The following is a 13,875-nucleotide window of genomic DNA, read 5'->3' on the forward strand; positions in this document are numbered from 1 at the left end:
TCTAAATATTTGGCCGGGCGTCGAGTGACGCCTCATGCTCAGCGCTCATGGCGACCCGGCGTATCCAGGCCAAAGCCGAACCGGCGATCCCGCGTTTGGGGGCCGATGCCGTCTTGTCGCCCGGCCGTTGATCGGCGGGATCGGTCGTTTGCGTGTCCGCCGCCGGCGCATTCGGATCATTATTGCCCGGCTCTTCATCCGGCAGACCGAGATCGGCCTTGAGCTGGCGTTCATGCGCCTTTTGCTCCAGGACCTCTTCGTAATCCTTGCCCTGTTCGGCGCATTCGTCTTCCAGCGTGGAAATACCGGCCTCGATGCGCGCCGCCGCGGCGGCGATTTCCTTCACCGGGTCGATATAACCCCGGCCAGGGCCCAGCCACCGGCCATCGGCATAGGCGTCGATGGCGTCATAGAAGTCCGGCGCACCCGCAGGCGGGGCGATCCGGCCGGAATCGAAGGCTTCCTCCAGCCAGGCCACGAAGAACGGCTTCACCAGGTGCGATTCCAGCGTGCCCATCAGGGCCAGCGTATCGGACCAGGCGTGAATCATGGCCGCCCGTGCAGACGAATAGTTCGTCTGCGAATAATCCATGGACAGTTCTTCATAGGTGACGCCCAGGGCCGCGGCGATCAGCCGGATGATGGCGCGGGTGAAGGGCTCGAACTGGGTAACGTCCTTGCTGGCTGTCGCCAGTTGGATTTCATCATCGAAGGCAAGCGTCGGCAGGACCGCGTCGCCCATCTCGATGGCATTGTCTTCGTAATGACTGTACCGTTCCTTATCGAACTTGATCAGGTCGTCTACGCTGCCGCCGAAGGCTTCGCCGACCGCCTTAAAGCCGGAATTCGACTTGATATAACCCAGGATCAGCGCGTTGATCGTCGCCGCCTGGATCGTGGCATCGGTAAATTTGCTGAAGCCGCGGAAGGATTTCAGCGTCGAGGCGAAACGCGTGATGCCGCGCGTCTGGCCGGCGCGGTCCGGATCGAAGCCGTGCAGGATGTTCGGACGGCCAAGCGGCGTCGAATAACGGGGATGGCGCTGGTATGTCAGCGATTTGGCCGAAAACCCGACGTCGCGCGGATGGCGCTCGCGGATATGATAGGCGATCGGCACATCATTGTCGTTGAATTCGACGCCGGCGCGCAGATTGTCACCGTTCATGCGGCCGAGCGGGTTCCCCAGGCGGTCGGGATCGAGCAGCTTCAGGCAGGTTTTGTAACGCGCCATCGGGTCGTCATCGGCATAGACCACCTGAGCCAGGAACTCACCGTCCTGCATCAGGTGCGATGTGGCCACGCGCAGTTGCTGGCCGAAATGCAGCTTGCGCTCGGCGTCCGACAGGAAGGCGTAGCTATTGGCGTACAGCTTCCACTCGGTGTTGATCAGTTGCCCCAGCTCACGCGCTGCGGCCGGATCGATACCTAGGGCGCGGGCGTTCGGCTTCGAGGAAAAACGCCAGCCACGCCCGACGGCGGCGTTTTTCTTCCGCGCCACGCCGGCCGAGGCGATCGGATCGTTGCGGAACTGGTCCCGCGCCCGGCCGACCAGGTTGTGGCGGGCCGGAAAGTACTCCCGGTCGATCGATTGCAGCGATATCGGCCAGCGCCGCATAAAGGTGCCCGAACGGCGGGCGCCCTCATAGGCGATGCCGGCGTCGATCGCCTCCACCGCACTGTTGGCGGACGCACGGGTCCGGCCCGCCACGCCGGAGCGTCTCGGTTGGGCCACTGGCCGGTTCAGATTACGCATGGTGTTAAACGGCCCCCGGCGCGTCAGACGTTAAGCGAAGCCTGGTTGGCCCCGGCGCCGTCGCTCTTGGCGTCTTCAGCCTTGATCTCCGCGGCAACACCGGCTGGAGCGCTATCCGTTTTGATAGCGCGGCCCGCCGGCTTTTTCGCAAGTTCTTCTTCAGGCGCCGGGGACGCCTCGACTGCGGGCTTCACGTCGGTTTCGATTTCGGCCAATTTGGCGGTCAGATCGTCTTCGAGGGCCGTCATTTCAGCATCTGCCGATTGCAGGCCGTCGATCGCCTTGCGCAGATTGCGATACTGGTCGATACCCAGTGCCTGCGGCAGGGATTGCAGAACCGCTGAAACCGTGGCGGCCAGCAAGAGGGCCGAACTGCGGAAACCGCGCGAAGCGGCCAGATATTTGTCTTGAGACATGGAAAGTCCTTTCGATTAAACGGAAAAACGCAGGGGCCCGCGCTGGCGGGTAACACTGCCGGTGGCGGCCTTAGCCTCCAGATCGGCGATCGCGCGCTCAAGGCGCTTGATATTGGCCTCGGTCGGCTGCATCCAGCGCATCCGCTCGCCATCGGATTCCACTTCCTGGACAGCCACCCCCATGATCAGCTTGTCATAGGCGGCCTTCAGCTTGGCGAGACGTGCCGCCTCTTCTGTAGTCAGGGCCATCAGGCTTTGCTCCGGTGTTTGAAGAAGGATTTGCGCGCGTTGCCCGGATTTTCCGGCAGGGCGGGCGCGACGGGCATTTCAGCGGCGGCGAACAGCGGCAGATCAGGTTCCGGCGTCTTCAGACGCGCGGCAAACCGAGCCTGCCATTCGGCCGGGGTGCGGCTGAAAACCCCGTAACTCCAGGCGAGCGCGTAAGCGTAGACGGCGCAGTCAAGGCGTTCATTGGCCTGGCCGGGGATGCGGTCCCACCAGCCTTTTGCGCCGGCGCGAGCCGATTTGGGTTGTTGGTAGATTTCACCGACATATTGCTTGAAGTCCTCCAGGGTGGCATCGGGCGGATTGTAGAGACCGGCCGGCAGGCGATCGCCCTCGGCCTCGCGGCTTATATCGAGCATCCCGTAGATGATGCTCTTGATGGCGGCGCCACCCACCAGCCAGGGCTCGGCGGAAACCGGCTTCGACCCGTCTTTGGGGCGGTGAATGTGCCGCTTGCCCTTGGTCAGGGGCACGGCGTCGGGATCCTTCGCGCCCTTGAGCGCGATGACATTCTGCCGGCGATTGACGAAGCGGTAGACCATGGGCGTGACGCCCGCCTTGCCGCCGGAATCGATGCCGACCAGGTCAGCGCCGAGGTCAATCGACGTTTCACCCGGCCAGTGCGCGCGATGACGGCCGCCAGTTCGGCCCACGCCTCATTCTCCAGCGGATCGATACCGATTACGCCCCAATCGAAGCGGGCGAAGGCCAGGTCCGGACCGACGGCATAGGCGTCCCACTCGATACGGTCGCCCTGACAGTCACAGGCCAGGAACACATCGCAGGCCCAGGCGGGTATTATGCCCCTTTTTCTTGACGAACCGGCCGCGCGCCTCGAAGAGCTTCTGTGAATCCGGCGCGTCCGTACCGGCTTCCAGGCCAGACCCAGCTTCTGCTGGTAAAAGACCTTCATGGCCTTCGGATCGATGCCGGTTTCGACATCCTTCTTCGCTGACAGGTACTCCGCGAAGATCTTGGTCCAGCTTTTCAGCTTCGAATAGGCTTGCCAGGCCCAGAATGACGGATTTCGGCCCTCCGAAGGCCGGGCCCGCCATTTCGCCAGATCTTCTTCCGGGAAATGGTCGGGTGGCGCCGGATTCTCCGGATCGTCGGAAGGGTAACAGCGGATCCAGTACCGTCCCTGGCCGAGCATGAACGGCTTGTGGATTTCATCGATCACGCATCCATTGCCCGAGATGCAGGCAAAGGAGACGCGGCCCCCTTTACGGTCAGGCGGCAGTATGTTTTCAAACAGCAGCACCTGGAATTCACGGCAGTGCGGGCACTGAGCGTAATATTTGCGCTGATCGCCTTCGTCATAGAGCGCCGAGATGCGGCAATTCGGCAGTTCCTTCGGCGTCGAGGTCCACAGGCATTTGAAATCATCGTGGCCATCGCCGCGCGCGCCTGGCCTGCTTGACGGGATCGCCCCGGTCGCCCGCCTCCTCCGGGTATTCCGAGACTTCATCGCCCCACAGGCGCTTTATCGAGACGCCCTGGAGCCCTTTTGACGAAGACGCCGTCGTGAAAACGGCGTAGCCGCCGCGGAACTTCTTGAATTTGCCCGTCGAGCCCTTGCCGGAGCGCTCGACAACCTCACAAACCAGCTTCTTGAGTGCCGGCGTAACCTCGACCGTCGGGTCGAATTTCGTATTGTTGTACTTCGCCAGCTCGTCCAGGCTGGGGAAGATGGCCATGAACGAACACGGATCGTCGCAGATCGTCTGGCCGAGCCAGTTGGTGCCGACCTCGGTCTTGAACAACTGGGCCGAAGCCTTGATGACCACCTCGCCGCACGGATAATCCGCGCTGAGGCATTCCATGGGCTCGATCGCCAGGGGCGTGGTGTCGTTCGACCACTTGCCGGACCGCGAGGAGCCGGATTCGGCGGCGACTTCCCGCACCTCCTCGGCCCATTGCGCCACATTGCGCGGGATGCGAGGGGCCGAGACAAGCGCCATCGCGCCGAACACGACGACAGCGGCTGATCCCAGCCACTTCATTTTCGCGGATGCGGCCACCGAAAGAGGCGCTTAGAAGCCCAGGTCGGCCTGGGTGAAATGATCGTCCCCCAGGTCCATGATTTTCACTACATCGGGCGCCGGCTCAGCCAGTTTCGCGGCAACTTCGCCAAAACGCCCCAGTGTGGCCTCGAACTGATCGGACAGGAAGCGCACCACAGCGGTTTCCCGGTCAGGCGGCAGGTCGAAATGGGCACACAGCTTTTGCGCCATCTGCCGGCGATCATTGGAGAATTTCTCCCGCATGGCTTCCACGGCCAGTTGGGCCTGTTGCGCCACGTCCGAGGCCAGAAGCAGTTCGCCGGCCTTTTTCCGGAATTCCATTTCGGCGTTGAGCGCCGCGAACATGTCCTTGCGGGCCTTGTGACTGGTCGGCTCCGGTATCGGGCCGTTACGCGGCCGGGTTACCGTCTCAGGTGCGGCCGCGGGCACGAAATCACCCGCCTCCAGGGCGTCCAGTTTCTCCAGGGCCCGGCGGCGCTTATCCTCATTGAGCCGCCCCTCCAGAGCCTCCAGCGAGGCGCGGGCATCCACCTGCTTGCCATTCATCGAGATCAAGCCGTCGGCGTTGTATTTCGAGACCATGGCCTTCGAAATCCCGCACAGGGTGGCGAACTCGCTGGAGTTCATGAGGTGTGCCTTTACAGGCCCTTCCTATTCAATTTTCGGGGGTTGTTTCAAGGCTCCGCACGGTTGCCATAAATGGCAATCCGTGCGCGGGAGACCTCAGAATCACTAAAATAGCCGATTCGTTAACACGGTAAACAGCAAATTATTAATTTCGTTAACTCCACGGTCAATTGTTAACCGTTTTCGTCAACTGCCCTACTAAAAAACTCATGCGCTCTGCCGCACCGTATAGCAGGTACTTTTGGGGGAAGGACCCATGAAGCGGCATACGCGACTGATTTTGTTCACCTTTTCTCAGAACCCGCTTTGACCCGCCCGATGGCCATCTCCTGGGCCTGCCACGCCCGGAGTACCGCGATTGCCCGACCTTTGAGCCGCTCGACCATCATGGCGGCGGTGGCCAGTTCGCGGGCCGTGACACATAGGGTGTTGCGATAGGCGAGCGGACCGGTGACCGATCGATGCAGGCGGTCGATCTCGCGTTCGACCTGGTCTACCGGCATACCCACGCCCATGACCGTCAAGACATCCGGATCCGCCGCGGAGGTGCGTTCGACCGGCGTAACCACCCGAGGTGGCGGCACCCTGCCAAACAGGTCGCCCTGGTCACGCGGCATCTGGCGCCCGCCCCTTTTTCTTTTTCGTTGCCTTCTCGATCGCCGAGGCCGAGGCGATCTGCTCGGCCGTCCGCGTCCGCACCACCCGCGCCAGGCTGACCAGCAGGTGCGACGACCCGCCCATGAAACGCGACAGCAGGCTCAGGCGGCCATTGAGGTGATTGCACGTCACCACGCCCTGGATCAGCCCGTCGAGCGTCTCGACCTCATCGCCTTCCTTGATCTGATCCCGTGACGGATCGTTCGCATTGACGAAGCGGATATACCCATCCACTTCCTCGGCGCGCAGCCGATCGATCACGGCCTGCCGCACGGCCACCATGAAGCCCCGCTCGATACCGAAGATCGACATCAGCTCGGCCCGGCCGGGCCGCACCCGGCGCACGAACATGTAGTTCCCGAAGAGCGGTTCGCTGACCATCTGCAGGGTGGTGGCCCGCACCCCGTTGATCATAGGGCGCATTTGGCGTTGCGTCATCGGCCGGTAGAACTCGAAGCCCTCTGCCTCCAGTTGGCGGATGGTCAGATCATGGACGCATTTGCGGATCCCCATGCGGTACATGACGACATGCCAGCAGTCCTGAACGGGGGTCAAGGCCCGGACGAGGGTCGATTGATTGATTTCGGATTTCATTGGTGGACCTCCCAGCCCAGGGCGTTGACGCGTGCTCGAATGTTTGAAGCTGTGGCGCCTGGCCTTACGGCGGCTTCACCCGAATGCCCCTTAGGGCGGCGCATCCGCTCAGGCGCTCGAAGGCTGTCATGCTGGCGGCGACGATACCGCCCATGCCGTCGGGTCGGGCGCTGTCGAGGTAGGAACGGGCAAACGCCTCGCCGTAACGGGGATCATCCACGATCCGCTGGCGGACGACCGGATCACCGGCCCAGGCCGGAAAATAATCCACAGGAAGCGAAGTCGTGAATTTGCGTCGCCGCGTGTTTTTACGGTTATCTATACTTACAGGGTTAGTGTGCAAATTTTGCACACGGGAATTTGCCGATTTTGCACACGGGGCTGTGTGCAAATCCTGCACACGGCTGTCCGACTTGTCCACAGCGTCAGGCACCATTTTGAAGCCATCCTCAAAGGCCAAATGATACCGCGTCGGGCGCTGCTGATAGGTCTCCGGATCGATCGACGTCAGCCGCGTGATCAGCCCCTGCTGTTCCAGGAATTCCAGGTGCGTGTTAACGCTGCGGCGCGATATTTCGCACTCATCCGCTATGAATTGCTGCGTCGGAAAACAGCCATTGGCAGGGTTGTGACAATCAGCCAGGCACATCAGGACAAGCTTCTGTGCCGGTGTAAGGCCGCGTTGCCCCCATGCCCAATTGGTCGCTTTATGGCTCACGCCCAGTCCCCTTACCCTGCCGTCAGGTGACGGCTTATCGATGGCGGGAAGCACGCCCCCGCCGGTGTCACAGATGATCGGGCAGCCCCTTCCGGGGCCGCCCTAGTTGTTCAGATCGGCCCGGCTCAGCCAGCGCGGCTTCGGCGCGGACATGGCCCTGGGGCGATACCGGAAGGCGCTTTTACGCCCCCGGCGAGTGGGTTTTCGCAGGCACGGCGGCACCGGTGGCGGCAGTTCGGCCATCACCGCCCAGCAGGCTTCGGCGAAGCGTGTCAGCGCCCAGAAGGCCGCGGCCGACCCGTCATAGGCCAGACCGTCGCGCACCAGGCGCGCAAAGCAGGACTCGGCGTGGCAATGCCCCTCGGGCATGGAAGCGCCCCGGTTGCGATCGCCGCGCACCCCCGGCAGCGTTTCGCCGCCCGCTGGATGGCCAGCGTCTTCGGCGGCCGCTCACGCAGGCAAAGCGCGATCAGGGCGCTCCAGCGGTCATGATCCTCGGTCGTCAGCGGTTTCATATCCGCACATCCTCCCGGCGCTGAAAGCGCTCACGCGAGCCGGGCGGAATGGGCAGCACCAGCGGATGACCGCGATACCCCCGCTGGTAGTGAAACCAGGCGAATTCGGTGGCCGTGGAGGCTTGAGGGTCGTATCGCCCCAGCACCATCGGCACCCGCTCGATACAGGGCAGGAAGGTCTTGAGGTTGCCGCCAGGGTTATCGAAATGCAGCCCGTAACGCCCGGTCGAATTGAGGAAGGACAGCCGGCACAGCACGATCACATGATCGGCGAACTGAAGAGCTTTGTTGACGAAGGCTTCGGCCAGCTTGAAAGGCGGGTTGGTGACCATGGCATCGCATGGCCAGAGCATCAGATCCTCGGCCAGGAAGTCGACGACCCTGAACCCGCACCCATGATCATGAATGTCGCTGGCATGGACGAAACAGCCCAGCTCGCGCAAGGTCAGGGCGATATGACCGCGGCCGGCCGCTGGCTCCCAGACCGTCGGGTGCCGGTTCGGCTCTTTGCCGTCAAACGTGCGGAAATCCACGACACCAGAGGTGACCAGTGTCTCCCACATGGCGCGTACCGCCCAGGGCGGCGTCGGGAAGAATTCCAAGCTGTGGTGTAGCGCATTCTGCGCCGCGATATCGGCGCCTGCCACGAAGAGGGTATCCTCGGGCGGCGGCTTATCGAAGCGATCGACGCCTTCCATGATATGCGCGGATGGCGTTTTCATGCCGCCACCTGCCGATCAGGGTCGAGCCAGTCGGCGCAATCCTCGCTGAAATCGTGCGTCATCAGCCCCGGACGGCTTTCCATGCGGTCGAGCGCTTCGGCGAGGACATCGGCCAGGGTGGCGCGGCGTGGGCAGGCCATAAACCCGCAAAAGGCGGTGCAGACGATGCGGTCGGTCTCCCCGGCCGTCATGCGGTCGCCCTCCGTTTGCGCATGTTTTTGAACATGACGGCGGCCATGGCCTTCCACATGGGCTGTTTGTGGCTGAAGGCCAGGAGCTTGGCGTCACGTTCCAGGGTATCCGGCGCCATCTTGTCGAAGAGCGCACCGATATCCTCCGGCAGCGCACCGAAGTCCTTGCCGTGGACGATTTCCTCGGCCGCCTTGATGAAGGTCGAGGACACCGGCTCCAGGTCCTTCAGTTGTTCCAGGACAAGCCGTGCCGCTCGCGCGCCGCGCCGGCTGATCAATGCGGATATGGCGGCGATCGCGCTGGTATCGCCCGGCTTGCACGCATTGCCCGGTGTGGCGTTCTTCAGGATGCGTATACCGGCTTTCGCGCACACCTGGTCGATCGTCAGGGCGTCTTCGTCGCCGGCCGCGAGGGCCGAATAGTGCATCTGCGTCGTGGTAATGGCCACCCGATCGCGGTTTTGCCCCACGAAGGCCCTCGCCCGGTCGGCCTGGCTGGCTGCTTCCACGATGAGAACAGGGATCAGGGAAACGCCCGGATGGGTGGCGGCGGCGATCGCCGTATGCTGGCCGTCCAGAACCTCGCGCCCGCCCCCTTCGTTAATGGCGACCACGGGCGGCTTGAACCGGGACCACTGCCAGTGGCCGACGATGCGCCGGATGAGGCGGACCGACTTTTCGGAAAGACCCCGCTGGTAGTCTTCGTCGACCAGCAGGGTCGACGGATCGACCCACTCAATCACCGGGAGGGCGGAATCGATATCATTTGGCACCAGGTCATTAAGCTGCAGACCGGCAATCGCGCGCTTGGTCATGGCGCCACCGCCGTTTCCGCAAGCGTCAGGGCCGCTTCGATCCGCCCCCGCATCCTGGGCGATAGATGACCACCGGGAGACAGGGCATTGGCAACGGCTCCCGGCGTCACCCCGACATGGAAGGCGAACTCACGCACCGTCCAGCCCAGGGCCTGGCGGCGCTGGCGGCATGTCTCGATGAATTTAGGCGCCGCCGGCGACCGCGCGCCGTCATATCGAAGTCGTTCCCGCTTCCTTTGCAGCGGCGACCGGGCGCTTATCTTGGTTGCCGAAATGACGCTGGGCCTGAACGTAACGATCGGAAGGTCACGCGCGCCCTGGGCCGGCATATTGGCCCGCTGGTAGGCATTATCGTACTGCATCCGCAGGCTATGCTCGCTCCGACCGGCAATCCGAGCGGCATCCTGCCAGCGTCCGGCGCGGATCTCGCGCGAAATCACGCGGTCACATTGTGAGTGCACGGTCATTGGCCTCCCCTATGTGTTGAAAATGGTTGTGCGGGCGCACGGACTCGCGCCACGGTCGCGGCCTGGAAACGTGAAAGGAATTTGAGATGACGACATCGGAGGCCGAAAAGGCCATCAATGAAAACTTCCAGGCCCTGACTATTCTGGTCGAACACCTTATCGCTGAGAACGCGATGAAAAAGCCAAACCCGCTGGCTTATATTCACGAAGCGCGGGAACAAATGAGCGGACCGAATGGAAAGGCTGCGCCCGGCGCTAAAGAAACGATCAAAGGCGTCTATGACAGCCTGGAAACGCGCCTTAAAGCCGCGCTTGCCGCAGCCGCGGCGGCTCAGGGCAAAACGACTGGCTGAAGTGGGATTAGTTCGCCGGGGCCCATTTCCATCAAAAGCCTGATACTTTCCTCTGCCCGCTCCACGCGCATCCGGTCCTGCTCGATCCGGTCGGCTTCGATCAGCGCCCGGATGCGGTCTTCCTGCTCGGGCGTGAAGGGGGACGGTGCCCCGCTGTTTGTCGGCTCTGACATGGGCGATCCCTTTGCTGTCATGGTTAATTTGAGTCAGATGTGATGAAATCATGGGCGCTCACCCATCAGGCTGAGTGCCGCCGGTTGTGCGGGTTGGACGGGCGAGCCATTGCCCGGCAGACTGGGGGATATGTCAGGATCGATATCAGACGGTTTAGCTCCGGCTTTTGCTAATTCTTCCAGAGTGGCGACGCCAGCCTGGCTTATCGCCAGCCAGTACGCCGAGGGTATCACAGACCGCCTCTTGGCCTGCTTTGCAGCCCCTAACGACATCCCCGTGAGCCTTGCTAAGGCTGCGGCACTACCTATCCGATCCAATATTTCGGTGAAGTCGATGTGTTCCATGAACGCATTGGGTACACTTCGTACCGATTCACGTCAACACCAATTGTACCCAATCACTGGGTACAATTAGTACCATGATCAATCCAAAAGACCTTCCCCACCTACGCACACAAGCCGAAAGGCTGAAGTGGGCGCGTGAGCGATCGCACTCTTCAATGAGAAGCGCCGCAAATGCCTATGGGTGGAATGAAAATACCTACAAGAGCCACGAACAGGGCATTCGGCGTAATGACGGATTGGTTGTCGAGGATGCCAAGAAATATGCGCGCGCCTTTAAGGTGCCCGTAGATTGGCTGTTATTAGGTACGACGAAGATGGCTGCCTTGCCTTCCGTCCCGATAATCGGAAAGGCAGCCGCCGGCATTAATGGCTTTGCGGTCGATGACTATGAGCCGAATACCCACCCGGCACTTGACCTTTATCAGTTTGAAGATGCGGTCGCCGTCCAGGTCGATGGGGATTCCATGCAGCCCCGGTTCAATCATGGTGAGTTGCTTATGTTCGGCAGAGCAACACAAGACCCAATTCAACATGTCGGCCACGAAGTCCTGACCGAAGTTTCAGATGGCCGCCTACTGATTAAATTGCTTTACCATAACAAATACACAGGCAACTGGGACCTAATCAGCCATAATAGCCGATATGAGCCAATTACAGATAAGCAGCTTTTATGGACACGCCCATTCATCGGATTGCTAGTGGCTTAATAAAATCAACTGGGGGAAACTATGAAAACGAAAAACTGGGCATTAGTATTACCTATGGCTGCTGCCTTGTCGAATTGCAGCCCCGCCACCACCCCTGCTGAAACAAAAGAGAATAGCTCGATTTCGGCAACCGTCGCTTTGAGCGCCATCCCGGATACAAAAGAGGTAACGACGCTCGATCTTCTCAACTATGCTAGGTCTATGCTTTCTTTCAAAAAGCCTGACGAGTTCTCGAAGAGCTTTAATGATACTGCGTTGGCAGGCAAGAATTTTGATTTCCATCTAGCTGTTAATAAGAGGGGAGACGAAGGCAGCATCAATTATGGTTACGATGCTGATCGTGAAATCTTAACGTTATTGGTACTTCCGGAAGCAGGAACAATTCATCGTGGCGATCACGATACCGATCTTGATTTCAATTATATTGTCACAACACATGAAACAATCTTGGGCAAGCCAGGCCCTATGACAAATGCGTACGGTGTTACCAAAAACGTTACTCCTTCATATGAATTTATGGTTGGAGTGGGCTCTGCATCCGGCGAGTATATGGGCGCGCTTCCCCATACCGAAGTTACCGCCGACCGCAAATTCGTCATGTATGATATCGCCTCTAAAGAATTAAAATTGACGCCCGAACAGGCTCGAACCGTCGTCAGTGAGATGTGGGCTGAGGTTTCAGGTACATTCAAACCATCAGAGGATGGAAAAATTTTGACCTGCAAAGAGTCTTCAAAAGACGCGACTATCAACTATCCGTATGAAGAACACTGGACGCAATGCGTCTATTCGGCTCGAATTTCTCACGTTAGAATAGTTTCTAAAGCTTTTGGCGTCCTCGCAGAGTGGCCCGAGACAGGGAAAGACGCCCTTACCGGCAAATATCTCCGCAACTAAGCAAACACTCCCAAGCGCAACTGCGACTAACCCGATTCGTACCCAAATTTGATGTGGGTACATTTTGTGTTGACAATAGTTGGTACATTTCGTACCCATATCCCCAACACCAACCTTTTGGAGCTGGGGCCATGTCCGATACCGCAACACCCGCCAAGCCCGCCAAGACGAAACGGAAGATCCGCACCATCGCCCTGCGCTGTATTCGGGGCGGCGGCATCTGGGTCTTCGGCGACCGCTATCTCGCCCATGCCGTCCATACCGGCGTCAACGTCACCTATTTCGACATCATGACCGGCCGCGAAATGCGCACCGTGCCCGACGACCGGTTCGTGCCGGAGAACCTGTCGCACTGGTGGCTGTTCAGCGTCAGCCAGCGCCTGCGCTTCGGCCCCGGCGCCCGCGATCATCACCTGGCCTACCCGAATGCCGACCATCGGCTGACCGATCGGAGGGCCGCCTGATGCCCGCCATCAATGACAATGCCGTCGTCGACGTGACGACCGAGGAAGGCCGTCGCCAACGTCTGGAGCAGCTCAGGGGCGAGGCCCGTAACGCGGCCTATGAGGTCGGCAAGGCCGTCACCCGTTCGGCCATCGCCCAGGGCGCCATGCGTGATTTGGGCGACCTGACCAACTTCATGGCGGGCGCCGCCTCGGCCGGGAGCCTTCACCGGCCACCGAAGCCGCTGTGGCCGCCGGCGCGCCGGATCAGATTTACCGCACCCATGCCGAGGTGCTGCAGAGCTGGGGCGAAATGCTGATCGCCCTGGCGCAGGACGTGACCCTGCTGGCCAAGCCGCCGGCCAGCGCCACCACCCAGTAGCTTCCCCTTTCCGTTTTGCGTCGACAAGCCCGGTTCTCACCATGCTCATGCCGGGCCCCACGCAAACGGCCGCTGCCGGCGGGTTCATCCCCCCCTTAGCCCACCCGACCGGCAGCGGTCGAAACCTTTCCCCCTCGCGCCGCGCATCCCCCCTTTCCCGACGCGGCGCACACCGCCTCCCTCGCGTTTCCTGAACCTCGCGCGGGGGAGGCCCTTTTCCCCACCCGGAGCCCGGACCGTGCCCCAGCCTTATCACCCGCCGCATGAAGACTTTCCCGGCCATCAGGGCCTGAAGCCGCGCCAGCCGGCCATGGAAGGCCAGCCACCGCAGATCTTCATGGACCGCCGCCGCGGCCGCCTGGTCACGACCGGCGACGATACCCCCACCCTTATCGCCCTGACCGCCTGCCTGGTTGGACTGATCTGCCTCTTTGTCATCGGAAAGGCCCTGTCATGAGCAAGCCCTCTCACCGCGCCGCCGCCGGCCTCAACAAACGCGCCCGCCAGCACTATCCGCGCATCAAGGCCATGCCCGAGGACCCCGCCGCCGATACGGCCGATCTTGCTGAAGGTGACGACGACCTGTCCGTGGCCAATGTCGAAGGCGGCTGGTCCGGCCACAAGTCAGACCTCGACTGGCCGATCGAGACCGATGATCCGTGGATGGTCGGGCTCGCCATCGCCGCCCTGTTCGTCATGGGCGTCGGCATCCTCACCGTTATCGGCGGCCTGGGCTTCGGCCTGTGGCACATGGGTGCCGCCCTTTTCCATTCCCTTGATTAGGAGACCGG

At 61.3% G+C, this 13,875-nt stretch carries 23 protein-coding genes; 7 read left to right on the plus strand and 16 right to left on the minus strand.

Translation table 11 applies throughout. From position 1 onward, the window contains the following. Position 1: 1 nt before the first annotated feature. The 15 genes from NVV72_01100 to NVV72_01170 form a co-directional block, all read right to left on the minus strand. Positions 2-1,753 (minus strand): phage portal protein, encoded by a 1,752-nt coding sequence (locus NVV72_01100; protein ID MCR6657990.1) that lies wholly within the window; start codon positions 1,751-1,753, stop codon positions 2-4. Between the two features lie 23 nt (positions 1,754-1,776). Beyond that, positions 1,777-2,169 carry a hypothetical protein gene (locus NVV72_01105; protein MCR6657991.1) on the minus strand — a complete coding sequence of 131 codons (393 nt, stop codon included), beginning with the start codon at positions 2,167-2,169 and terminating at the stop codon, positions 1,777-1,779. Between the two features lie 15 nt (positions 2,170-2,184). Beyond that, complete coding sequence (locus tag NVV72_01110) at positions 2,185-2,418, minus strand: hypothetical protein (protein ID MCR6657992.1); 234 nt, start codon at positions 2,416-2,418, stop codon at positions 2,185-2,187. Continuing rightward, positions 2,418-3,029, minus strand: a complete 612-nt coding sequence (locus tag NVV72_01115) for a phage terminase large subunit family protein (GenBank protein ID MCR6657993.1) — start codon at positions 3,027-3,029, stop codon at positions 2,418-2,420. Before NVV72_01115 ends, NVV72_01110 begins: the two co-directional genes overlap by 1 nt. Further along, entirely contained in the window at positions 2,918-3,922 is a 1,005-nt protein-coding gene (locus NVV72_01120; GenBank protein MCR6657994.1) for a phage terminase large subunit family protein, read from the minus strand. Before NVV72_01120 ends, NVV72_01115 begins: the two co-directional genes overlap by 112 nt. Further along, on the minus strand, positions 3,837-4,475 hold the full coding sequence (locus NVV72_01125) for a phage terminase large subunit family protein (protein MCR6657995.1): 639 nt from the start codon (positions 4,473-4,475) through the stop codon (positions 3,837-3,839). Before NVV72_01125 ends, NVV72_01120 begins: the two co-directional genes overlap by 86 nt. A gap of 12 nt (positions 4,476-4,487) precedes the next feature. Beyond that, entirely contained in the window at positions 4,488-5,105 is a 618-nt protein-coding gene (locus tag NVV72_01130) for a hypothetical protein (GenBank protein ID MCR6657996.1), read from the minus strand. Positions 5,106-5,389: 284 nt separating this feature from the next. Next, the gene (locus tag NVV72_01135; GenBank protein ID MCR6657997.1) at positions 5,390-5,722 is read right to left on the minus strand and encodes a hypothetical protein; all 333 of its coding nucleotides are present in this window, start codon (positions 5,720-5,722) and stop codon (positions 5,390-5,392) included. Beyond that, complete coding sequence (locus tag NVV72_01140) at positions 5,712-6,356, minus strand: hypothetical protein (protein ID MCR6657998.1); 645 nt, start codon at positions 6,354-6,356, stop codon at positions 5,712-5,714. The genes NVV72_01135 and NVV72_01140 overlap by 11 nt, the downstream gene beginning before the upstream one ends. Positions 6,357-6,420: 64 nt before the next feature. Beyond that, positions 6,421-7,074, minus strand: a complete 654-nt coding sequence (locus NVV72_01145; protein ID MCR6657999.1) for a helix-turn-helix domain-containing protein — start codon at positions 7,072-7,074, stop codon at positions 6,421-6,423. 102 nt (positions 7,075-7,176) lie between these two features. After that, positions 7,177-7,443 carry a hypothetical protein gene (locus NVV72_01150; protein MCR6658000.1) on the minus strand — a complete coding sequence of 89 codons (267 nt, stop codon included), beginning with the start codon at positions 7,441-7,443 and terminating at the stop codon, positions 7,177-7,179. A gap of 142 nt (positions 7,444-7,585) precedes the next feature. Beyond that, the gene (locus NVV72_01155) at positions 7,586-8,311 is read right to left on the minus strand and encodes a hypothetical protein (protein MCR6658001.1); all 726 of its coding nucleotides are present in this window, start codon (positions 8,309-8,311) and stop codon (positions 7,586-7,588) included. Further along, positions 8,308-8,502 carry a hypothetical protein gene (locus NVV72_01160; protein MCR6658002.1) on the minus strand — a complete coding sequence of 65 codons (195 nt, stop codon included), beginning with the start codon at positions 8,500-8,502 and terminating at the stop codon, positions 8,308-8,310. Before NVV72_01160 ends, NVV72_01155 begins: the two co-directional genes overlap by 4 nt. Continuing rightward, positions 8,499-9,317, minus strand: coding sequence for a hypothetical protein (locus tag NVV72_01165; GenBank protein ID MCR6658003.1), 819 nt, complete (start codon positions 9,315-9,317; stop codon positions 8,499-8,501). The genes NVV72_01160 and NVV72_01165 overlap by 4 nt, the downstream gene beginning before the upstream one ends. Beyond that, positions 9,314-9,784: a hypothetical protein gene (locus NVV72_01170; protein MCR6658004.1), complete on the minus strand. Its 471-nt coding sequence runs from the start codon at positions 9,782-9,784 to the stop codon at positions 9,314-9,316. The genes NVV72_01165 and NVV72_01170 overlap by 4 nt, the downstream gene beginning before the upstream one ends. An 86-nt stretch (positions 9,785-9,870) precedes the next feature. On the opposite strand from NVV72_01170, the gene NVV72_01175 reads away from it, so the two are divergent. Next, the gene (locus tag NVV72_01175; GenBank protein MCR6658005.1) at positions 9,871-10,137 is read left to right on the plus strand and encodes a hypothetical protein; all 267 of its coding nucleotides are present in this window, start codon (positions 9,871-9,873) and stop codon (positions 10,135-10,137) included. On the opposite strand, the gene NVV72_01180 is transcribed toward NVV72_01175, so the two are convergent. Next, positions 10,116-10,310, minus strand: coding sequence for a hypothetical protein (locus tag NVV72_01180; GenBank protein ID MCR6658006.1), 195 nt, complete (start codon positions 10,308-10,310; stop codon positions 10,116-10,118). The two genes, NVV72_01175 and NVV72_01180, sit on opposite strands and share 22 nt — an antisense overlap. A 419-nt stretch (positions 10,311-10,729) precedes the next feature. On the opposite strand from NVV72_01180, the gene NVV72_01185 reads away from it, so the two are divergent. From NVV72_01185 to NVV72_01210, 6 genes are all read left to right on the plus strand, one after another. Beyond that, positions 10,730-11,362, plus strand: coding sequence for an XRE family transcriptional regulator (locus NVV72_01185; protein MCR6658007.1), 633 nt, complete (start codon positions 10,730-10,732; stop codon positions 11,360-11,362). 21 nt (positions 11,363-11,383) lie between these two features. Then, the gene (locus NVV72_01190; protein MCR6658008.1) at positions 11,384-12,259 is read left to right on the plus strand and encodes a hypothetical protein; all 876 of its coding nucleotides are present in this window, start codon (positions 11,384-11,386) and stop codon (positions 12,257-12,259) included. Positions 12,260-12,390: 131 nt separating this feature from the next. Then, on the plus strand, positions 12,391-12,723 hold the full coding sequence (locus NVV72_01195; protein ID MCR6658009.1) for a hypothetical protein: 333 nt from the start codon (positions 12,391-12,393) through the stop codon (positions 12,721-12,723). Continuing rightward, entirely contained in the window at positions 12,723-13,022 is a 300-nt protein-coding gene (locus NVV72_01200; GenBank protein MCR6658010.1) for a hypothetical protein, read from the plus strand. Before NVV72_01195 ends, NVV72_01200 begins: the two co-directional genes overlap by 1 nt. A 300-nt stretch (positions 13,023-13,322) precedes the next feature. Then, complete coding sequence (locus tag NVV72_01205; protein MCR6658011.1) at positions 13,323-13,541, plus strand: hypothetical protein; 219 nt, start codon at positions 13,323-13,325, stop codon at positions 13,539-13,541. Further along, on the plus strand, positions 13,538-13,867 hold the full coding sequence (locus NVV72_01210) for a hypothetical protein (protein ID MCR6658012.1): 330 nt from the start codon (positions 13,538-13,540) through the stop codon (positions 13,865-13,867). Before NVV72_01205 ends, NVV72_01210 begins: the two co-directional genes overlap by 4 nt. The last annotated feature ends 8 nt before the right edge of the window (positions 13,868-13,875 follow it).

Source organism: Asticcacaulis sp. (genome assembly GCA_024707255.1).
In the GTDB taxonomy this organism is placed as follows: Bacteria; Pseudomonadota; Alphaproteobacteria; order Caulobacterales; family Caulobacteraceae; genus Asticcacaulis.

Coding starts and splice junctions, on each gene's coding strand:
- NVV72_01100 (MCR6657990.1), bottom strand. CDS start 1,753: ATGCGTAATCTGAACCGGCCAGTGGCCCAACCGAGACGCTCCGGCGTG.
- NVV72_01105 (MCR6657991.1), bottom strand. CDS start 2,169: ATGTCTCAAGACAAATATCTGGCCGCTTCGCGCGGTTTCCGCAGTTCG.
- NVV72_01110 (MCR6657992.1), bottom strand. CDS start 2,418: ATGGCCCTGACTACAGAAGAGGCGGCACGTCTCGCCAAGCTGAAGGCC.
- NVV72_01120 (MCR6657994.1), bottom strand. CDS start 3,922: ATGAAGTCTCGGAATACCCGGAGGAGGCGGGCGACCGGGGCGATCCCG.
- NVV72_01130 (MCR6657996.1), bottom strand. CDS start 5,105: ATGAACTCCAGCGAGTTCGCCACCCTGTGCGGGATTTCGAAGGCCATG.
- NVV72_01135 (MCR6657997.1), bottom strand. CDS start 5,722: ATGCCGCGTGACCAGGGCGACCTGTTTGGCAGGGTGCCGCCACCTCGG.
- NVV72_01140 (MCR6657998.1), bottom strand. CDS start 6,356: ATGAAATCCGAAATCAATCAATCGACCCTCGTCCGGGCCTTGACCCCC.
- NVV72_01150 (MCR6658000.1), bottom strand. CDS start 7,443: ATGCCCGAGGGGCATTGCCACGCCGAGTCCTGCTTTGCGCGCCTGGTG.
- NVV72_01155 (MCR6658001.1), bottom strand. CDS start 8,311: ATGAAAACGCCATCCGCGCATATCATGGAAGGCGTCGATCGCTTCGAT.
- NVV72_01160 (MCR6658002.1), bottom strand. CDS start 8,502: ATGACGGCCGGGGAGACCGACCGCATCGTCTGCACCGCCTTTTGCGGG.
- NVV72_01165 (MCR6658003.1), bottom strand. CDS start 9,317: ATGACCAAGCGCGCGATTGCCGGTCTGCAGCTTAATGACCTGGTGCCA.
- NVV72_01170 (MCR6658004.1), bottom strand. CDS start 9,784: ATGACCGTGCACTCACAATGTGACCGCGTGATTTCGCGCGAGATCCGC.
- NVV72_01175 (MCR6658005.1), top strand. CDS start 9,871: ATGACGACATCGGAGGCCGAAAAGGCCATCAATGAAAACTTCCAGGCC.
- NVV72_01180 (MCR6658006.1), bottom strand. CDS start 10,310: ATGTCAGAGCCGACAAACAGCGGGGCACCGTCCCCCTTCACGCCCGAG.
- NVV72_01185 (MCR6658007.1), top strand. CDS start 10,730: ATGATCAATCCAAAAGACCTTCCCCACCTACGCACACAAGCCGAAAGG.
- NVV72_01190 (MCR6658008.1), top strand. CDS start 11,384: ATGAAAACGAAAAACTGGGCATTAGTATTACCTATGGCTGCTGCCTTG.
- NVV72_01195 (MCR6658009.1), top strand. CDS start 12,391: ATGTCCGATACCGCAACACCCGCCAAGCCCGCCAAGACGAAACGGAAG.
- NVV72_01200 (MCR6658010.1), top strand. CDS start 12,723: ATGCCCGCCATCAATGACAATGCCGTCGTCGACGTGACGACCGAGGAA.
- NVV72_01210 (MCR6658012.1), top strand. CDS start 13,538: ATGAGCAAGCCCTCTCACCGCGCCGCCGCCGGCCTCAACAAACGCGCC.